Here is a 16,769-nt window from a genome sequence, read left to right as displayed (position 1 = left end):
ACTTATCGAGGGGGAGGGCTCGGTCCTGGCGAGCCCGGTCCGGCGCGCCGCTCCGTAACGACTACTCTCCTTACGGAGGTATCAGGATAAACATGAGCAGATCCACCCGTGAGCGGATCATCGATGAGTCCCTGCGGCTGTTCGCCGAGCGGGGCTACTCCGCCACTTCCGTGGCCGAGATCGAGGCCGCCTCAGGGCTGTCTCCCGGCGCCGGAGGGCTCTACAGGCACTTCAAGTCCAAGTACGAGGTGCTCGCCGCCGCCATCAACGAGCACGCCGCCCGTACCCGTAGCCAGGTGGCCGGCAGCCTGGCCGAGCTGAGCGCCATGGAGTCCTCGGCCGACCTGGAGGAGCGGCTGTCGCTCGTCTGCCGGGCGGGGCTCGCCAAGGTGCGCGAGGAGTCGGAGCTGACCCGTGTCTTCTTCCGCGACCTCAGCCAGTTCCCCGAACTGGTCGCCGTCGTACGGGAGGGGCTGCTGCAGCCCATGTTCGACGCGATCGTCACCTGGTTCCGCGCGCAGCCCGAGTACCGCGACGTCGAGATCGACTGGTGGGGCATCGCGGCCGTGCTCGGCGGCGCCGTGGTTCACTACCGGCTCTTCCAGGAGACGGTGGGCGAGCTGGCGGGGCACGCGGACAAGGAGCAGTTCGTGACGGCCTGGGTCCGGCTCGCCGTCGGGCTGCTGCCGAGCCCGGCGCCCGTGATCAGCTGAGGTCGAGCAGGCGGTAGGCCAGCCAGACCACGCCCAGCCCCGTGCCGATCATGAACATGGTACCGCTCACGGCCCAGAACTCGGTCATGAACGTGTCGAAACCCGGCTCGGCGCCGACCCGCAGACCGCCGACGAGCACGCCGCCGACCGCGTAGCCGAGCAGCGGCGCGCCCGCGCCCAGGAAGCGGTCGCGGACCTCCCAGCTCTCGCTCAGCAGCACGACCGCCGTACCGGCCGCCCACACCACCAGGGGGACCGGGAAGATCGCCAGCGACGGCAGCCCGAACGGCACCAGCAGCGCGGCCACCACCAGGATCACCAGGGCGCCGGTCTCGCGCGGATGCTCCTTGACCACGGTCCGCGCGTCCCTGCCGCCGGTGGCCATGGGGTTGGCCGTGGACATCGCGACCCTGCGCAGTCCCGCGAACGGCAGCCCCAGGCCGGCCGAACGGCTCACCCGATGCTGCCCGGCCCTGCGGGGCACGTGCGCGGGCGCGAGCACGGTGTCGTCCCGGATGGCAGGAAACCGCCGCGAACCGCCCGGCCCGAGGCCGATGCGAGGGTCGGCGGCGGGGCCGGGGGCGGGGGTGGCTTCGGTGGTGGCGAGGCGGTGGGCCTCGCGTTCCACGAGCGCCGCCGGATCGCCGAACCTGTCCAGCACCTTCGCCACCGCGCGCGGGTTCTCGCTGCCGCCCACCTCGGCCTCGATCCGGGCGCGCAACCGCCGGGCGAAGTCCAGCCGCTGCTCGGAGCGCAACACGCCGTGGGCCGCGTCGGCGGCCTTGGAGACGTAGTTCAGCACGAGCTGATCGGCACGCTCTCTCACGTCCAGCCATGCTGCCCCAATCAGGGGGGACATACCATGGCAACGATGGAGTTCACGGAGTGGATCAGGGGACGCACCGACGACCAGTTGCGTGCGCTCGTCTCGTCGCGTCCCGAGCTGATCACTCCGGTGCCCGCGCACCTGGAGGGTCTGGCGTCGCGCGCGGCCAGCCCGTCGGCGATCGGCAGGGCGCTCGACCGGCTCGACCGGTTCACGCTGGCCGTCGTCGAGACGCTGGCGGTCCAGGACGGCCCGACGCCGAAGGAGTGCCTGAGCGCCCTCATCGCCGCGGCCCTGCCCCCGCCCTCGCCCCCGCCCTCGTCTCCGCCCAGCGACCCGCAGGCCGCCGAGCCGGCGCTGTCGGCGGCGCTCGACCGGCTGCGCGACCTCGCCCTCGTCTACGGTCCCGACGACGCGCTCGACCTCGGCCCCGGCGTACGCAAGGTGCTGGAGGACCCGGCCGGTCTGGGCCCGCGCGCGGTGGAGGCGTTCCGGCACCACCCGCCCGAGCAGCTCGACGAGATGGCCGACGACATAGCCCCCGGCACCGCGGGCACCGGCAAGGAACGCCTGGCCGCGGCCCTGGCCGACCCCGCCGAGCTGGTCGCGTCCGTGTCGCCGGAGGCGCGGGCCGCGCTCGACCAGCTCGCCTGGGGCCCGCCGGCCGGCCGGGTGCCCAACGCCCGCCGCGAGGTGCGCGTCGCGACCGCCCGTTCCCCCATCGAGGAGCTGCTGGCCCGCGGCCTGCTCGCGGCGACCGGCGAGGAGAGCGTGACGCTGCCCCGCGAGGTGGGCCTGCACCTGCGCGGCGGCCGGGTGCACCGCGGCCTGCCGGCGGAGCCGCCGCCGCTGGAGGGCCCCGAGCGCGACCGGGAGCTGGCCGACCGTACGGCGGCCGGGCAGGCGTTCACGTTCGTCCGCGCGGCCGAGGAGCTGTGCGAGCGGTGGAGCATCGAGCCGCCGGGCGTGCTGCGCACGGGCGGCCTCGGCGTACGCGACCTGAAGCGCACGGCGGCCGACCTGGACCTGCCGGAGTGGGTGACGGCGCTGGTCGTCGAGGTGGCGCACGCCGCCGGGCTGATCGCGGCCGGCGGCGGCGTGGACGGCGAGTGGCTGCCGACCCCCGCCTACGACCTGTGGCGGGTCAGGGGCACCGCCGACCGCTGGGTGACGCTGGCCGCGAGCTGGCTGCACATGGACCGCGTGCCGGGCCTGGTGGGCGAACGGGACGAGCGCGACCGCCCGCTCAACGCCCTGCACGCCGATCTGCGCCGGGCGGCCGCGCCCGGGGTGCGGGCGGCGACGCTGGGCGTGCTGGCGGCGGCGCCGGGCCGCGCGCCGTCCCGCGACGCGGTGCTCGAACGCCTGACGTGGGAGCAGCCGCGCCGCCGGGGGCCGCTGCGCGAGCAACTGACCGAGTTCGCCCTGCGCGAGGCCGAGCAGATCGGCGTGACCGGCCTGGGCGCGCTGTCCGGGCACGGGCGGGCGCTGCTGGAGGGCGGCGACGCCGGGACGGCGGCGGCCGCGCTGGCGCCGCTGCTGCCCGAGCCGGTCGATCACGTGCTGCTGCAGGCCGACCTGACCGCGGTCGCGCCGGGCCCGCTGACCAGCGAGCTCAACCGGTGGATGACGCTGACCGCCGACGTCGAGTCGAAGGGCGGGGCCACCGTCTACCGGTTCAGCGAGCAGTCGATCCGGCGGGCGCTCGACGCGGGCCACGGCGGCGAGGAGCTGCTGGCGATGCTGGCCCGCCACTCGGCCACGCCGATGCCGCAGGCGCTGTCCTACCTGGTGGGCGACGTGGCGCGGCGGCACGGGCGCATCCGGGTGGGCACGGCGAGCGCGTACGTCCGCTGCGACGACCCGGCGCTGCTCGACCAGATCACCGCCGACCGGCGCTCGGCCGCGCTGCGGCTGCGCAGGCTCGCCCCGACGGTCATCGCCTCCCGTTCCTCGCGCGCGGCGCTGGTCGACTCGCTGCGGGCCATGGGCTACTCCCCGGTCGCCGAGTCGCTCGACGGCGACGTGATCATCTCGCAGCTCGACAGCAGGCGCACCGAGGCGGCGCCGCCGGTGCGCGCGGTGGCCCCGGCCAACGGCATCGACCCCCATGTGGCGGCGGCGGCCGTACGGGCGCTGCGCGCGGGCGACGCGGCGCATCTCGCCCGGCGCGAGCCCGCGGACGCCCCCGACGGCCAGATCCCGCGCGGCCCCGCGACGGCCACGATCTCGGCCCTGCAGGAGGCCATCAAGCAGGGCGTACGCGTGTGGATCGGCTATCTCGACTCCCAGGGCAACGCGACCTCGCGCATCCTGGAGCCGGCGAGGATGGAGGGCGGCTACCTGACCGCGTACGACGAGACCAGGGCCGCCGTCCACCGCTTCGCACTGCACCGCATCACCGGCGTGGCGGGGGTCTAGGCGCCCGCCCCCATCCGCCTGGCCACCGCGGCGGCCGGTCCGTCGCCGGCGGCGAGCCGCCGCAGGGCCCGCTCGCAGTCGGCCGGGTAGCGCAGCGCCAGGTCGCCGCCCAGGGCCACGGCGGCCGTCGTGGCGCGGGCGGGGTCGGCCGCCCACTCCAGCGCCAGCCGGAGCGCCTCGGGGGCGAGGGTGTCGCCGGCGCACATGTACGACAGCGCGTCAGCCGCCGCCAGCCGCTCCCCTGCCGTGCCCGCCGCCCACACCTCCAGGAACTCGGCCCTCGCCTCCTTGAGCGCGTACGCGGCCAGCGCCGCCACGCCCTCGGCGGCCCGGGTGCGCACCTCGGGATCCTCGGCGGTCAGCGACCTGACCCAGGCGCGCAGCGGCTGCCACAGCCAGAACCCGTACCGGGCGGCCAGTTCGGCCAGCACCGGCCCGCGGTGCTCCGGCGTCGGGAAGCCGGCCTGCCCGCCGGCGCGGCTGATGAGCGGGTGCGGCTCGGGAGGCTCGGGCGGGCCGCTCTCGTGCGCCTGCCAGATCGGGTCGAGCCGGGCGAGCCGCGCCTCGAAGGCCGCCTCGGGCAGCGGCGCGGTGAACGCCAGCGCCGCCGCGGCCAGCACTTCCCGCATGGCCGGCTTGGTGTCGAACCAGGCGGCGACCTCCTCGGCCGCCCGCGCCGCGCCCGCCCGCGCCCCGTCCGGCGCGAGCCCGGCGGCCAGCCGGACGACGTGGGCGGGCGTGGGCAGCTCGGCCGCCCGGTGCCGGGCCTTGACGAGCATGTCGGGTGCCACTCCCGCGCGCAGGTCGTACGTGCTGAGGCACAGGTCGAACAGCTCCCGGTGGTCGGGCGCGGCCCAGGGCTGCTCGACCTCCACGGCCCGCGAGGGCGGGCCGTCGCGGGTGATGACGAGGTAGGAGCCGAGCTCGGCCAGCTCGCGCGCCAGGACGGACAGCGCGGCCGGGTCGGTGCCGGCGGCGATCCAGTCGTGCAGCAGGTATGCCCGCCCCGGCGCGTACTCGGTCCCGTCGATCAGCTCGGCGACGGTGCTGGCCGGCGACAGGACGGTGATCGTGCTCTCGGCCAGCGACATGCGCGACAGCAGGGCTAGCCCGCCCAGCCGCTTGCCGATCTCCTCCTCGCCCACGAGCACGAGCAGGTGCCGGGCGGCGAGCCTGCGGACGGCCTCGGGGAAGCAGGGCGGCTCCAGGTAGGAGCGCAGCAGGGCGTCGGCCTCCCGCCGGGCGAGCTCCCCGGGGACGGGCCGGACGTTCGCCGGGGGCGGGCGGCGCCGCGTGAGCGCCAAGTCGTCAAGGTCGAGCTCGCCTGGTTGAGGCGTGTCGGTCACGAAGTCACCTCGGAGCTGGACACGAAACTTGTCTCCACTGATTACCGCGAAGGGCACGACTTTCTCCGTGCCGCACGAGCCGGTCGCGCTGCGTCACCGTACCGGCCTGACCAGGTGTTTCCTATCTGGAACGCCAACCCGCATCCCCAGATCTCCCACATTTACACGATCTAGGCCACCGTGAAAACTGGAATGGCCCGAGTAGGAGATATCACTTTATTTACCGATAATGAAGACATCCTCCACAGTGATCAGTCAAGAGGGTGAAGAGGTCTTGACGTCACGCTCCCCCGCCCAGCAGGTTGGGCATGTGACCGAGCAGACGCTGGGCCGGCTGGCCGAGGAGTCCTGGGGCCGTTTCGCCGACCACGACGCCATGTACTACGAAGGGGTCTGGCACCGCAGTCACGAGCTCGCGGAGCGCGCGCGCCGGATGTGCGGCGGCTTCGTCGCGGCGGGCGTCCGGCCCGGCGACCGGGTGGCCGTCATGATGGCCAACTCGCCCGAGGTGCCGGTGCTCTACCAGGCGCTGTGGGCGGCCGGCGCGGTGGTGACCCCCGTGGTGTTCCTGGTGGGCGCGGAGGAGCTGCGGCACATCCTGCTCGACAGCGGCGCCGTGGCGATCGTCACCTCCCCCGAGCTGGAGGCGACCGTACGGGCCACGGGCGTGGACATCCCGGTCCATGTGGACACCGCTGAGCTCGAACGGGCACCCGGGCGCGGCCCCGTCGCGCGGGACCCCGGCGACCTGGCCGCCCTCATGTACACGGGCGGCACCACCGGCCGCGCCAAGGGCGTCATGCTGAGCCACCGCGGCCTCTGGCAGGTGGGCAAGGCCGTCTGGGACACGTCACACCAGGAGGGCAAGAACCGCATCATCGTGCCGGTGCCGCTGTCGCACTCGTACGGGCTGATCGTCACGATCGCCTGGATGCACGCGACCGAGCCGCAGCACGCGGTGCTCATGCGCTGGTTCGACCCCGGGCAGTTCCTCAAGCTGGCCGCCGGGCAGCGCGTCCACTACGGCACCGTCGTGCCCGCCATGCTCCAGATGCTGCTCGCCGAGCCGCTGGAGTCGCACCCGCTGCCCGAGCTGTCCCACCTCACCTGCGGCGCCGCCCCGCTCGGCCGGAGCCTGCTGGAGGAGTTCGAGCGCCGCCTGCCGGACGTGCAGATCCTGGAGGGCTACGGCCTGACCGAGACCTGCGCGGTCACCACCTTCAACCCGCCGGGCCGGCGCAGGGTCGGCAGCGTCGGCCTGCCGCTGCCCGGCTACTCGATCACCGTACGCGACGGCGACGGCGAGGCGGTGGAGACCGGGGAGGTCGGCGAGATCTGCGTCGCGGGCGAGTCGCTGATGCTCGGCTACTGGGGCGAGCACGAGCCCGACCCCGAGGGCACCACGCTGGTCGACGGCGAGCTGCGCACCGGCGACATCGGCTGCGTGGACGACGACGGCTACCTCCACGTCGTGGACAGGAAGAAGGACCTCATCATCCGCGGCGGCTTCAACGTCTTCCCCCGCGACGTCGAGTATGCCCTCGACCAGCACCCCGACGTGGCCCGCTCCTGCGTGGTCGGCCGGCCCGACGCCCGCCACGGCGAGGAGGTCGTGGCGTTCGTGCAGCTCGAACCCGGCGGGAAGGCGAGCGCGGAGGAGCTCATCGAGTGGGCCCGCGACCGCGTCGGCCGGGTGAAGTACCCGCGCGAGATCCGCTTCGCCGACGACATCCCGGTCACGAGCGTGCTCAAGCTCGACCGCAAGGCCGTACGCGCCCGCCTCTAGCCCGGCAAGCCGATCATGCGGCCGGACCCGTCCGGTTCCGTGATAAGTGTTGACGTGTCTGGAGGTGACGATGACCCAACAGGACCCGCCGGGTTACCCTTACCAGCCCTACGGCGCCCCTTACGGCGAGCAGTCCCCGCCGGGCTACGGCTATGGCTACGGCTATCCGCCGCCGCCGCGCGACGAGGGGCCCAACGCCAACGCCATCGTCTCCCTCGTGCTCAACCTGCTCTCCCTCGTCTCCTGCTGCAACGTCCTCGCCCTGCCCGGGGCGATCCTCGCCGGGCTGGCGCTCAGCAGGGCGAGTTCCGACCCCCGCGCGGCACGTAGCATGGTGATGTGGAGCTGGGTCCTGTTCGGGCTCGGCTTCGTCCTCATGATCGGCCTTTTCCTCTTCCTCGGCCTCAACGGCTATCTCGACGATTGATGACCCGTTCCGGGACTTTCCCTGCCGTCGGCTGTGTTGGATAAGGGTCAACCGTAGGAAGGGATGTCCGTGAACGACGGCCCGCTCATCGTCCAGTCGGACAAGACTCTGCTGCTCGAGGTCGACCACGACAAGGCCGACGAGTGCCGCAAGGCCATCGCGCCGTTCGCCGAGCTCGAACGCGCCCCCGAGCACGTCCACACCTACCGCGTCACCCCGCTGGCGCTGTGGAACGCCCGCGCCGCCGGCCACGACGCCGAGCAGGTCATCGACGCGCTCATCAGCCACAGCCGCTACCCGGTGCCGCACGCGCTGCTCGTCGACATCGCCGAGACCATGGCGCGCTACGGCCGCCTGCGCCTGGAGAAGGACCCGGTGCACGGCCTGGTGCTCACCTCCAGCGACCGCGCGGTGCTGGAGGAGGTGCTGCGCTCCAAGAAGATCGCGCCGATGCTGGGCGACCGGCTCGGCGCCGACTCGGTCGTCGTGCACCCGAGCGACCGGGGCAACGTCAAGCAGGCCCTGCTCAAGCTGGGCTGGCCGGCTGAAGACCTGGCCGGCTACGTCGACGGCGAGGCCCACCCGATCAAGCTCGCCCAGGAGGGCTGGTCGCTGCGCCCCTACCAGCAGGAGGCGGCCGACGCCTTCTGGCACGGCGGCTCCGGCGTGGTCGTGCTGCCCTGCGGCGCCGGCAAGACCATCGTGGGCGCGGCCGCCATGGCCCACGCCCAGGCCACCACGCTCATCCTGGTCACCAACACCGTCTCCGCCCACCAGTGGAAGACCGAGCTGCTCAAGCGCACGTCGCTGACCGAGGACGAGATCGGCGAGTACAGCGGCAACAAGAAGGAGATCCGCCCGGTCACCATCGCGACCTACCAGGTGATGACCACCAGGCGGAAGGGCGTCTACAGCCACCTGGAGCTGTTCGACGCGCGCGACTGGGGGCTCATCGTCTACGACGAGGTGCACCTGCTGCCCGCGCCGATCTTCCGGATGACCGCCGACCTCCAGGCCCGCCGGCGCGTGGGGCTCACCGCCACGCTGGTACGCGAGGACGGGCGCGAGGGTGACGTGTTCTCGCTCATCGGCCCCAAGCGCTACGACGCGCCCTGGAAGGAGATGGAGAACCAGGGCTGGATCGCGCCGGCCGACTGCGTCGAGGTGCGGGTCACGCTCACCGACGAGGAGCGGCTGGCGTACGCGATGGCCGAGTCGGAGGAGCGCTACCGCTTCTGCGCCACCACGCCGTCCAAGACGCGGGTCACCGAGGCGTTGGTGCGCCGGCACGCGGGCGAGCAGGTGCTGGTCATCGGCCAGTACATCGACCAGCTCGACGAGCTCGGCGAGCACCTCGGCGCGCCGGTGATCAAGGGTGAGACCCGGGTCAAGGAGCGCGAGCGGCTCTACCAGGCGTTCCGCGACAAGGAGATCCAGGTCCTCGTGGTGTCGAAGGTCGCCAACTTCTCCATCGACCTGCCGGAGGCGTCCGTCGCCATCCAGGTGTCGGGGACGTTCGGCTCGCGCCAGGAGGAGGCCCAGCGGCTCGGCCGGGTGCTGCGGCCCAAGGCGAGCGGCGGGGGCGCGCGGTTCTACACCGTGGTCAGCCGCGACACCGTCGACCAGGAGTTCGCGGCGCACCGGCAGCGTTTTCTGGCCGAGCAGGGCTACGCCTACCAGATCATCGACGCCGACGACGTGCACGACGGCGTCTGAGGGTGGCTCTCAGCGGGTGAAGGCCCGGCCGCTCGCGCGTGAGCGGCCGAGCGCTCGACGTGGTGTCACGTCCACGAGACTCCGCGGGCCGTCGACAATCGAACCACCCCCCTCACCTGCGTACTATCACGCCGCCTGCGACATACCCCCATGATCCGGCAAACCCACCTGATATGCCCGATTTTTTCGGTATTCCCAGGTTGTCCTCAGCTCAGGGGTGGCGGGCCAGCAGCCCGCCGACGAAGAGCACGCCCTCGGCCAGCACCCACGCCAGCACCGCCGCGCCCATGAGCCGCCCGAACACCCGCAGGTCGCCGCGCGAGACCGGCAGCAGCCAGGCCGCCGCCGTGCAGCACGCGGCCAGCGTCGCGAACAGGCCCGACATCGTGGAGACCGTGCCGAGCCGCCGCGGGCAGTCCTCGTCGCCCCCGGCGCAGAACGCCTCCAGGCCCCAGCCCGCGAACACCGACAACCCCCAGAGCGCCGCGAGCAGGAAACTCGCGATCGTCGGGATGATCGGCGAGACCCGCACCCGCGCCATCCCTTCGTTTTACCCGCGCCCCGGACCGCCAACCGCCCCACGCAAGGGCACGCCCACCCACGGGTAAATGCTGTGGAAGCGCTCGCCGCGCACGGCTAAACTGACCGATTCGCTACCTTGACCACCTCCGACGACCACCTCCGATCCCGACAAGGAGGCACTTTCGCATGCCCGCGCACCAATTGGCCCCCGACATACCCGCCGACGTCCTCGCCGCCGAGCAGCGGCACCTGGCCGAGTCCAGGGCCGCGCTGACGGCGATGCGTGCCCACGCCCAGTCCCTCTCCGCCGACGCGGCCGGCGACTGGGTGTCGCAGCAGATCCTCCAGTCCCTCCTCGACCAGCGTGTCGCCGCCCTGGCCGACCACCCGGACACCCCGCTGTTCTTCGGCCGGCTCGACCGCGAGTCCGGCGACGACCTGCCCGGCACGATCTACGTCGGCCGCCGGCACGTCCACGACGGCCACAGCAAGCCGCTGGTCATCGACTGGCGGGCCCCGGTCTCGCGGGCCTTCTACCAGGCGAGCCCGGCCGAGCCGATGGGCGTCGTACGCCGCCGCCGCTTCGGCTACCACGGCGGCACGCTGACCGCGTACGAGGACGAGCCCCTGGGCGATGGGGACGTCGAGCTCGGCCCTTCGAGGATCCTCACCGAGGAGATCGAGCGCCCGCGCACCGGCCCCATGCGCGACATCGTCGCCACGATCCAGCCCGACCAGGACGAGATCGTCCGCTCGGGGCTCGCCCAGACCGTCTGCGTCCAGGGCGCCCCCGGCACCGGGAAGACCGCCGTGGGCCTGCACCGGGCCGCCTACCTGCTGTTCACCCACCGCGAGCGGCTGGCCAGGTCCGGCGTGATGATCGTCGGCCCCAACCGCGCGTTCCTGTCCTACATCTCCTCGGTCCTGCCCGCGCTGGGCGAGGTCAAGGTGGACCAGACGACCGTGGCGGGCCTGCTCGGCGAGCACGCCGCCCCGGAGGACCCGCTGGTGGCCGCGGTCAAGGGCGACGCCCGGATGGCCGCGGTGCTCGAACGCGCCCTCTGGCTGCACATCGTGAAGCCGGAGGAGGGCCTGGTGTTCACCAAGGGCGCCTACCGCTACCGGGTGGCCGACCACGAGGTGCGCGAGATCGTCGCCTCCCTGCGCGGCACCACCCGCTACCTGCCAGGACGGGCGGCGCTCGCGCAACGGCTGGCCCACATGGTGCTGGTGCGGATGGAGCAGCGCGGCGAGTCCCCCGACGACCGGGTGCAGGACGCCGTGGCCCGCTCCAAGCCGGTCAAGCAGCTCGTGGACGCGGTCTGGCCGAAGCTGACGCCCGAGCAGGTGCTCCACCGGCTGCTCGCCGAGCCGGAGTTCCTCGCCAGAGCGGCCAAGTCCGACCTGTCGCCCGACGAGCAGGGCCTGCTCCTGTGGGCGAAGCCGTACCGTAGCCACAAGTCCGCCAAGTGGTCGGTGGCGGACGCCGCGCTCCTCGACGAGCTGCGCGACCTCATGGAGCGCACCCCCTCGCTCGGCCACCTGGTCGTGGACGAGGCCCAGGACCTGTCGGAGATGCAGTTGCGCGCGCTCGGCCGCCGCTGCCGCAACGGCTCGGCCACCGTGCTCGGCGACCTCGCCCAGGGCACCACGCCCTGGTCCACCAGCTCGTGGAAGAGCGTGCTCCAGCACCTCGGCCAGGCCGAGGGCGAGGTGACCGAGCTGACGCTCGGCTTCCGCGTGCCGCGCGAGGTGCTCGACTTCGCCGCCCGGCTGCTGCCGTCCATCGCCCCCGGCCTGGCCGCGCCGCAGTCCCTGCGTCCTGGCGCGGGCTCGCTGAGCATCCGTCCGGGCGGCTCGGTGGCGGAGGCCGCCGACGCGGCGCTCGCCCAGGAGGGCTCGATCGGCGTCATCGTCCCGGACGCGCTGGTCGGCGAGGTCTCCCGGGCGCTGTCCGGCCGGCCGCACTCCGTGCTCGACCCCGACGCCCCGGAGGAGGGCGAGCACCGCCTGCTCGTCGTCCCCGCCACGCTCGCCAAGGGTCTGGAGTACGACCACGTGATCGTGGTCGAGCCCGCCGACATCGTCGCCGCCGAGCCCCGCGGCCTGGCCCGGCTGTACGTCGTCCTGACCCGTGCGGTGACCTCGCTCACGGTCCTGCACGACAAGCCCCTGCCGGCGCAGCTCGCCATGTGACCGCGCCCCGCGCGGGAACCGGCGACGCCATGACCGGCGACCGGCCCGGCCGCTTCTAGGATGGCGATCAGGAACGCTGCCTACCTAGGAGGATGCCGTGCCAGCACCGCTGCCCCATGAACACCTGCCGTCGGTTCCCGCGCTCGTGGTCGAGAGCGACGACATCCAGGACGGCGAGCGGCTCAGCGACCTGCACGTCTTCAACGACTGGGGAATGACGGGCCAGAACGTCTCGCCCCAGCTCCGCTGGTCCGGCGCGCCCGAAGGGACCCGGAGCTACGCCGTCACCTGCTACGACCCCGACGCCCCCACGGGCAGCGGGTTCTGGCACTGGGTGCTGTTCGACCTGCCGGCCTCGGTGACCGAGCTGCCCGCGGGCGCGGGCAGCGCCCCCGATTTCAAGGGGCTGCCCGAGGGGGCCGCCCACGCCCGCAACGACTACGGCGCCAAGGCCTTCGGCGGCGCGGCCCCGCCGCCCGGCGCCCCGCACCGCTACGTCTTCACCGTCCACGCCCTGGGCGTCGACAAGCTGGGCGTGGACGGCGACGCCAGCCCGGCGGTGGTCGGCTTCAACATCACGGCCAACACCCTGGCCCGCGGCCACATCGTCCCGGTCTACGGCGTCTGACCGCCGTCACGAACAAGAGCGGCCCGGAAAATCCGGGCCGCTCTTGTTTTTCGGCTTCGCGAACAGACCTAGAAGTCCATGTCGCCGCCACCCGGCATGGCGGGAGCGGCAGCGGCCTTCTCGGGCTTCTCGGCGATGACAGCCTCGGTGGTGAGGAAGAGCGCCGCGATGGAGGCGGCGTTCTGCAGCGCGGAGCGCGTCACCTTGGCCGGGTCGATGATGCCCGACTCGAACATGTTGACGTACTCGCCGCTGGCGGCGTTGAGGCCCTCGCCCGGAGTGAGGTTGCGGACCTTCTCCACCACGACGCCGCCCTCGAGACCGGCGTTGACCGCGATCTGCTTGAGCGGCTCCTCCAGAGCCTTCTTGACGATCGAGGCACCGGTGGCCTCGTCGCCGGACAGCTCCAGCTTGTCGAACGCCTTGGCGCCGGCCTGCAGCAGCGCCACGCCACCGCCGGGGACGATGCCCTCCTCGACGGCCGCCTTCGCGTTGCGCACGGCGTCCTCGATGCGGTGCTTGCGCTCCTTGAGCTCGACCTCGGTGGCCGCGCCGGCCTTGATGACGGCCACGCCGCCGGCCAGCTTGGCGAGACGCTCCTGGAGCTTCTCGCGGTCGTAGTCGGAGTCGGTGCGCTCGATCTCGGCGCGGATCTCGTTGACCCGGCCGGAGATCTGCTCGGCGTCACCGGCGCCGTCGACGATCGTGGTCTCGTCCTTGGTGACGACGACCTTGCGCGCCCGGCCCAGCAGGTCGAGGGTGGCGTTCTCGAGCTTGAGACCGACCTCCTCGGCGATGACCTGGCCACCGGTGAGGATGGCGATGTCGTTGAGCATGGCCTTGCGGCGGTCGCCGAAGCCCGGGGCCTTGACGGCCACGGAGCGGAACAGCCCGCGGATCTTGTTGACAACCAGGGTGGCCAGGGCCTCGCCCTCGACGTCCTCGGCGATGATCAGCAGCGGCTTGCCGGACTGCACGACCTTGTCGAGCAGGGGCAGCAGGTCCTTGTTGGCGGAGACCTTGCTGTTGACGATCAGGATGTAGGGGTCCTCGAGGACGGCCTCCATGCGGTCGGAGTCGGTGACGAAGTACATCGACACCATGCCCTTGTCGAACCGCATGCCCTCGGTGAGCTCCAGCTCCAGGCCGAAGGTGTTGCTCTCCTCGACGGTGATGACGCCTTCCTTGCCGACCTTGTCCATCGCCTCGGCGATGAGCGAGCCGATCTCGGGGTCGGCGGCGGAGATGGAGGCGGTGGAGGCGATCTGCTCCTTGGTCTCCACGTCCTTGGCCAGCTTGGAGAGCTCCTCGCTGACGCGCTCGACGGCGGCCTCGATGCCCTTCTTCAGGGCCATCGGGTTGGCGCCGGCGGCGACGTTGCGCAGGCCCTCACGAACCAGCGCCTGGGCGAGCACGGTGGCGGTGGTGGTGCCGTCACCCGCGACGTCGTCCGTCTTCTTGGCGACTTCCTTGACCAGCTCGGCGCCGATCTTCTCCCAAGGGTCCTCGAGCTCGATCTCCTTGGCGATGGACACGCCGTCGTTGGTGATCGTGGGGGCGCCCCACTTCTTCTCCAGCACGACGTTGCGGCCCTTGGGGCCCAAGGTCACCTTGACGGCGTCAGCGAGCTGGTTCATACCGCGCTCGAGACCGCGCCGGGCGTCCTCGTCAAACGCGATCATCTTGGCTGCCATAAGGCTAGACCTCCCAGATGCAGGGTGGCTTGTCCTGGACCGAGCCGACGCCCGCGACGGCCAGGGACTGCATCTCCGTTCGGCAGACCCCATCGTCTCGATCCCGAGTTGCTGGCACTCTGCCACACAGAGTGCCAACGAACTGTTTAGCACTCTACCCTGCCGAGTGCAAGCGAACGACCTTCTGGAGGGGTTTCCGCGCAGGTCAGCCGATCTGCGTAGGGACGGCGGGCCGCTCACCGTGTGGCCCGCCGCCGATCGACGACTACGGGGGTGGCGGGCTCGTACGGACTGCGCTGCCGCACGGGCCCCGCCGGTGCATACCAGGTGACGTAAGTCAGACCGAGCGGACAGACTCGGCCTGCGGTCCCTTCTGGCCCTGCGTGATCTCGAACTCGACCCGCTGGCCCTGCTCGAGAGATCGGTACCCGTCCATCAGTATCGCGGAGTAATGGACGAATACATCCTTACCACCGTCTACCGCGATGAAGCCGTAGCCCTTGTCCGCGTTGAACCACTTGACGGTGCCCTGCGCCACTTCCGACTCCTCTTACTGGGGCTACAGATCTCGCCCATTCCACCGCGAGACCCGTAATCGTCCGACTTAACGACAAATCAGCCAGACGATCGCCTCGACCATACCTGTGGCAAGGGGTTTGGCAACAGAGTCAATCCGCGAACGACGCATTTGTTCGCAGTGCGGGTACTTCAACGTTTGAATAGGCCCGAAAAGCAGAAGGCGCCCGCTTGGGGCGCCTTCTGTGGAGTCGTACGGGCACTCAGCCGCCGGCGACCGCCGGGATGATGGAGATCTGCGTGCCCTGCGGGACGGCAGTGTCCAGGCCCTCGGCGAAACGGACGTCCTCTTCCCCCACGTAAACGTTGACAAAACGCCGAATCTTGCCCGATTCATCCAGAATTCTCGCGCCGATCCCCGGGAAGTCGGCATCGAGCTTGGCGAGCACGTCACGAAGAGTCGCGCCTTCGCCACTCACTTCCGCGTTTCCGCCGGTGTAGGTGCGCAGAATGGTGGGAATCCGAACAGTAACGCTCATGGTTATCTCGCCTTTCCTGGTTGTCAGACAGCCGCGCGGAACGCGTCGAGGGACGGCTTGATCACGGCGGTGGGCCGCGACGACTCGCCGGCGATGGCGTCCAGCGTCTTCAGACCGTCGCCGGTGTTGAGGACCACGGTCTCCGCCTCGGGGTCGAGCCGTCCCGTCTCGACGAGCTTCTTGAGCACGCCCACGGTGACGCCGCCCGCGGTCTCGGCGAAGATGCCCTCGGTCGAGGCCAGCAGCTTGATCGCGGCCACGACCTCGGCGTCGGTGACGTCCTCGACGGCGCCGCCGGTGCGCCGGGCGATGTCCAGCACGTAGGGGCCGTCGGCCGGGTTGCCGATCGCCAGCGACTTCGCGATGGTGTTCGGCTTGACCGGCTGGACGACGTCGTGCCCCGCCTTGTAGGCCGCCGACACCGGCGAGCATCCCTCGGCCTGCGCCCCGAAGACCTTGTAGGGGGTGTCCTCGACCAGGCCCAGGGCGATGAGCTCCTTGAAGCCCTTGTCGATCTTGGTGAGCTGCGAGCCCGAGGCGATCGGGATGACGATCTGCTCCGGCAGCCGCCAGCCGAGCTGCTCGGCGATCTCGTACGCGAGCGTCTTGGAGCCCTCGGCGTAGTAGGGCCGCAGGTTGACGTTGACGAACCCCCACTTGTCGCCCAGCGGGTCGCCGATCAGCTCGGAGCAGAACCGGTTGACCTCGTCGTAGGTGCCGTCGATGCCGATCAGCTTGCCGCCGAACACCCGGGCCATGGCGATCTTCGCCTCTTCGAGGTCGGCCGGGATGAACACGCAGGCGTCGAGCCCGGCCCGCGCCGCGGCGGCGGTCACCGCACCCGCGAGGTTGCCGGTGGAGGAGCAGGAGAGCGTGTGGAAGCCGAAATTGCGCGCCGCCTCGACGGCGATGGCGACCACCCGGTCCTTGAAGGAGTGGGTGGGGTTGCCGGAGTCGTCCTTGACGTGCAGGGATCTGATGCCGAGCGCCCGCCCGAGGTTGCCCGCCCTGACCAGCTTCGTCCAGCCGGGGTTCATGTTGGGCTTGGTCGCCACGTCGGCGGGGACCGGGAGCAGCGAGCGGTAACGCCAGATGTTGGCCGGGCCCGCGGCGATGTCCTCGCGGGTCACCCGGCCGAACTCGTAGGCCGCTTCGAGCGGCCCGAAACACTCCAGACACGCGAAGCTCGGCCCGAGCGGGTAACGGGCGCCGCACTCGCGGCAGGACAGAGCGACGGCAGGACCAAAGTCGTGCGACATGAAGCGAGGCCTTCCCTCATCTTCGCCCACGGCCACCTTGACCGCGAACCGGAATTGGCACCTTGTCCCGGTCGGCCTCGCCAGGTCGCGAGTCGAAAGCCGGGAGGGTTGCCGGGGCTTCGCAGGGCCGGTCCCTCCACCCCTCTGGATGAGCTGTATGAAGTTGTTGCACACGACTCT

14 protein-coding genes and 1 riboswitch are annotated in these 16,769 nt (G+C 71.7%); of the genes, 7 read left to right on the top strand and 7 right to left on the bottom strand.

Annotated elements, in window-relative coordinates; all coding sequences use genetic code 11:
* Positions 1-92 precede the first annotated feature (92 nt).
* Positions 93-713, top strand: a complete 621-nt coding sequence (locus SMD20_RS34355; protein ID WP_329589287.1) for a TetR/AcrR family transcriptional regulator — start codon at positions 93-95, stop codon at positions 711-713.
* Here the strand turns inward: SMD20_RS34355 and SMD20_RS34350 are convergent.
* Entirely contained in the window at positions 706-1,539 is an 834-nt protein-coding gene (locus tag SMD20_RS34350) for a hypothetical protein (protein ID WP_329589285.1), read from the bottom strand. The two genes, SMD20_RS34355 and SMD20_RS34350, sit on opposite strands and share 8 nt — an antisense overlap.
* A gap of 45 nt (positions 1,540-1,584) precedes the next feature.
* Here SMD20_RS34350 and SMD20_RS34345 point away from each other — a divergent pair, with 45 nt between their 5' ends.
* Positions 1,585-3,960 carry a helicase C-terminal domain-containing protein gene (locus SMD20_RS34345; RefSeq protein ID WP_329589283.1) on the top strand — a complete coding sequence of 792 codons (2,376 nt, stop codon included), beginning with the start codon at positions 1,585-1,587 and terminating at the stop codon, positions 3,958-3,960.
* On the opposite strand, the gene SMD20_RS34340 is transcribed toward SMD20_RS34345, so the two are convergent.
* Complete coding sequence (locus SMD20_RS34340; protein ID WP_329589281.1) at positions 3,957-5,306, bottom strand: hypothetical protein; 1,350 nt, start codon at positions 5,304-5,306, stop codon at positions 3,957-3,959. The two genes, SMD20_RS34345 and SMD20_RS34340, sit on opposite strands and share 4 nt — an antisense overlap.
* Positions 5,307-5,616: 310 nt before the next feature.
* Between SMD20_RS34340 and SMD20_RS34335 the strand changes: the two genes are divergently transcribed.
* From SMD20_RS34335 to SMD20_RS34325, 3 genes are all read left to right on the top strand, one after another.
* Positions 5,617-7,092, top strand: coding sequence for an AMP-binding protein (locus SMD20_RS34335; protein ID WP_329589280.1), 1,476 nt, complete (start codon positions 5,617-5,619; stop codon positions 7,090-7,092).
* A gap of 70 nt (positions 7,093-7,162) precedes the next feature.
* Positions 7,163-7,519 carry a hypothetical protein gene (locus SMD20_RS34330; protein WP_329589278.1) on the top strand — a complete coding sequence of 119 codons (357 nt, stop codon included), beginning with the start codon at positions 7,163-7,165 and terminating at the stop codon, positions 7,517-7,519.
* 63 nt (positions 7,520-7,582) lie between these two features.
* The gene (locus SMD20_RS34325) at positions 7,583-9,235 is read left to right on the top strand and encodes a DNA repair helicase XPB (protein ID WP_329589277.1); all 1,653 of its coding nucleotides are present in this window, start codon (positions 7,583-7,585) and stop codon (positions 9,233-9,235) included.
* A gap of 211 nt (positions 9,236-9,446) precedes the next feature.
* Here the strand turns inward: SMD20_RS34325 and SMD20_RS34320 are convergent, their stop codons facing one another.
* Positions 9,447-9,776 carry a hypothetical protein gene (locus tag SMD20_RS34320; RefSeq protein ID WP_329589275.1) on the bottom strand — a complete coding sequence of 110 codons (330 nt, stop codon included), beginning with the start codon at positions 9,774-9,776 and terminating at the stop codon, positions 9,447-9,449.
* Positions 9,777-9,943: 167 nt separating this feature from the next.
* Between SMD20_RS34320 and SMD20_RS34315 the strand changes: the two genes are divergently transcribed.
* The gene (locus tag SMD20_RS34315) at positions 9,944-11,953 is read left to right on the top strand and encodes a HelD family protein (RefSeq protein WP_329589273.1); all 2,010 of its coding nucleotides are present in this window, start codon (positions 9,944-9,946) and stop codon (positions 11,951-11,953) included.
* A 97-nt stretch (positions 11,954-12,050) separates the two neighbouring features.
* Positions 12,051-12,581 carry a YbhB/YbcL family Raf kinase inhibitor-like protein gene (locus SMD20_RS34310; protein ID WP_329589271.1) on the top strand — a complete coding sequence of 177 codons (531 nt, stop codon included), beginning with the start codon at positions 12,051-12,053 and terminating at the stop codon, positions 12,579-12,581.
* A gap of 68 nt (positions 12,582-12,649) precedes the next feature.
* Here the strand turns inward: SMD20_RS34310 and groL are convergent, their stop codons facing one another.
* The 4 genes from groL to thrC form a co-directional block, all read right to left on the bottom strand.
* Entirely contained in the window at positions 12,650-14,275 is a 1,626-nt protein-coding gene (gene groL / locus SMD20_RS34305) for a chaperonin GroEL (protein WP_329589269.1), read from the bottom strand.
* Between the two features lie 337 nt (positions 14,276-14,612).
* Positions 14,613-14,813, bottom strand: coding sequence for a cold-shock protein (locus SMD20_RS34300; RefSeq protein ID WP_090947280.1), 201 nt, complete (start codon positions 14,811-14,813; stop codon positions 14,613-14,615).
* Between the two features lie 241 nt (positions 14,814-15,054).
* Positions 15,055-15,330, bottom strand: coding sequence for a MoaD/ThiS family protein (locus tag SMD20_RS34295; protein ID WP_329589265.1), 276 nt, complete (start codon positions 15,328-15,330; stop codon positions 15,055-15,057).
* Between the two features lie 23 nt (positions 15,331-15,353).
* The gene (gene thrC, locus SMD20_RS34290) at positions 15,354-16,589 is read right to left on the bottom strand and encodes a threonine synthase (RefSeq protein WP_329589263.1); all 1,236 of its coding nucleotides are present in this window, start codon (positions 16,587-16,589) and stop codon (positions 15,354-15,356) included.
* A gap of 13 nt (positions 16,590-16,602) precedes the next feature.
* A riboswitch (SAM riboswitch) is annotated at positions 16,603-16,744 on the bottom strand.
* Positions 16,745-16,769: the final 25 nt, after the last annotated feature.

The sequence above is a fragment of the Nonomuraea sp. LP-02 genome, from assembly GCF_036289125.1.
GTDB lineage: Bacteria > Actinomycetota > Actinomycetes > Streptosporangiales > Streptosporangiaceae > Nonomuraea > Nonomuraea bangladeshensis.
Note: the sequence above shows the minus strand (reverse complement) of the source record. Positions and strands in the feature narration are given on the sequence as shown.